The sequence below is a fragment of the Bradyrhizobium hipponense genome, assembly GCF_008123965.1.
Classification (GTDB): Bacteria; Pseudomonadota; Alphaproteobacteria; order Rhizobiales; family Xanthobacteraceae; genus Bradyrhizobium; species Bradyrhizobium hipponense.
The window spans coordinates 1-2,490 of record NZ_VSTH01000114.1 but is presented as its reverse complement, the minus strand read 5'-3'; the positions used below and the strand labels follow the sequence as shown (position 1 = coordinate 2,490).

The window sequence follows — 2,490 nt, the reverse complement described above, 5'->3', positions numbered from 1 at the left end:
TATAGCGCGACAATCTGGATGGGAAGCGCGCGACAATCAGGATGGCGAGTCGGTGTCGCGGCGAGGTGATGATTGCCGCGATAATTGTCGTGCGCAAGAGTTTTGTTCGCTCTGATTGTCGCGGAGCGTCAATCAGCGAGTGTTTTTGGTGTCGCGTGCGAGGGTGGTCGCCCTGGACCACGCTTCCGTTCGAGCGCGGTGCGCCTGCGATAGCTTTCGACGTTCATCTCGACGATGGTGGCGTGGTGAACGAGGCGATCGATAGCGGCGAGCGTCATAGCGGGGTCCGGGAAGACCCTGTTCCACTCTCCGAAGGGCTGATTGGCGGTGATCAGCATGGAACGCCGCTCGTAGCGTGCGCTGATGAGCTCGAACAGCACGCTGGTCTCGGCCTGGTCCTTGGTGACGTAGGCAAGATCATCGCAGATCAGGAGGTCGAAGCGATCGAGGCGGTTAATGGCGGCCTCGAGATTGAGCTCGCGCCGCGCCACCTGGAGCTTTTGGACGAGATCGGTGGTGCGGGTGAAGAGGACGCGCCATCCGTTCTCGATAAGGGCCAGGCCGATGGCTGCCGCCAAGTGACTCTTGCCGCCGCCGGGCGGGCCGAACAGCAGCAGATTGGCGCCCTTGCCGAGCCAACCATCGCCGGCGGCGAGCGCGGTCACCTGCGCCTTGGAGATCATCGGCACAGCCTCGAAGTCGAAGTTGTCGAAGGTCTTTCCAGGGGGCAGCCGCGCCTCGACGAGATGGCGCTCGACGCGGCGGCGGCCGCGTTCGGCGATCTCGTGCTCGGCAATGGTGGCGAGGAAGCGGGCCGCCGGCCAGCCTTCCTTGTCGGACTGCTCGGCAAATTGCGGCCACAGCACCTTGATGGCGGGCAGCCGCAACTCGTTGAGCAACAGATTGAGGCGCGCGGTGTCGACTGTGTTGGCCGTGCTCATGCGGCACCTCCGATCTGGCCGGCACCGATGAGGCACTCATAGCTGGCGAGCGGTGCGAGCTGCACCACGACCTGCGGCACGCAGGCCGGATCGGGCGCGAAGTAAGCGCGCAGCCGTCCGAGGTCGGGCAGTCGGCCGGCGTCCAGGTCGGCGGCGAGCTGACCGGCGAGTTCGGCCTCGCAGCCGCGCTCGTGCGCCAGCGCAAGCAGATCGACCATGAGCCGGCAGGCTTTCTTGTCCGGCAGCCGTTCGCGCAAGCAATCGAAGGTTCGGCGATAGGCATCGCGCGGGAACAGCCGATCACGGTAGACGAGATTGAGCAGCGCCATTGGCTTGCGCCGCAAGGAATGGATCACGTGCCGATAATCGACGACCTGGTCGTGCTTGCCGTTGGGATGCGGCCGCCCACGCGACAGGGTGACGAGATGGGTGCCGCCGACGAACACGTCGAGACGATCGTCATAAAGGCGCACCCGCAGTTGGTGCCCGATCAAACGCGACGGCACGGTGTAGAACACCTTGCGCAAAGTGAAGCCGCCGCTTGACGTCACGCGGACAATCACCTCCTCGTAGTCCGAGGTGCGGCGATCTGGCAACGCCTGCAGGGTGGCGCGCTCGTGGTCGATCCGCTTGGCGTTGCGGGCATTGCGGCGGCTGACGATCTCGTCGATGAAGCCGCGATAGGCGGCGAGATCATCGAAGTCGGCAGTGCCGCGCAACAGCAGCGCATCGGCGACCGTCCGCTTGAGATGGCCATGCGAGCTCTCGATCGCCCCGTTCTCGTGGGCGATGCCGCGATTGTTGCGGGAAGGCCGCATGCCGTAGTGGGCGCAGAGGTCCTCGTACCGCCGGGTCAGATCGTCCCTCGCGTTGCGATCGAGATTGCAGAAGGCGGCCGACAGGCTGTCGGTCCGATGCTCCCGCGGTGCCCCACCGAGCGACCACAGGGCATTCTGCAGCCCTTCGGCCAGTGCGACGAAGCTCTCGCCACCGAGCACGACATGGGCGTGTTCAAACCCGCAATAGGCCAACCGGAAGTGATAGAGGCGATGATCGAGCGGCACGCCCGCGATGGTGACCCCAAGCTCGCCCATATCGGTGAAGTCGGACAGGCCGACCTGGCCCACTTCGTGGGTCTGGCGGAAGATGATCTCCTGCTCCTCGCCGTGGATCGCCCGCCAGGCGCGGATCCGGCGCTCGAGCGTGCGGCGGATTCCAGCCCCCAGCTCAGGATGACGTCGGAGCATCTCCTCGAAGATGGCCACGGCCCGCACGCCGGGAGCCGCCTTCAGCATCGGCACGACCTCCAGGCCGAAGACGTTGGCCAAGGGATCCGGCCGGCGCCTTTGCCGCGGTGACTTCTTTTGCGACGGAAGACGCAGATCCTTCTCGAGCCGATAAGCGGTCGACGAACTGAACGACGCCTTCGCGGCCGCCACTGGCGGCGAATTGGTTTGACGGAACTTCATGTAGAGCCTCATCTGGTGATCGGTGACATGGCAGCCTGGCAACGGGTGATTCCTCTTTGGCGAGAAGAACCATCCATCAC

Annotated in this window: 2 protein-coding genes; both read right to left on the bottom strand. The window is 64.9% G+C overall.

Annotation, left to right across the window (positions count from 1 at the left end; all coding sequences use genetic code 11):
• Positions 1-128: 128 nt before the first annotated feature.
• Positions 129-941 carry an IS21-like element ISBj11 family helper ATPase IstB gene (istB, locus tag FXV83_RS30135; RefSeq protein WP_210250776.1) on the bottom strand — a complete coding sequence of 271 codons (813 nt, stop codon included), beginning with the start codon at positions 939-941 and terminating at the stop codon, positions 129-131.
• On the bottom strand, positions 938-2,452 hold the full coding sequence (gene istA / locus FXV83_RS30130) for an IS21 family transposase (protein ID WP_148743225.1): 1,515 nt from the start codon (positions 2,450-2,452) through the stop codon (positions 938-940). The genes istB and istA overlap by 4 nt, the downstream gene beginning before the upstream one ends.
• Between the last annotated feature and the right edge of the window lie 38 nt (positions 2,453-2,490).

What these genes read in the sequence shown, in the direction of transcription:
- istB (WP_210250776.1), bottom strand. Translation starts at nt 941, where the DNA reads ATGAGCACGGCCAACACAGTCGACACCGCGCGCCTCAATCTGTTGCTC.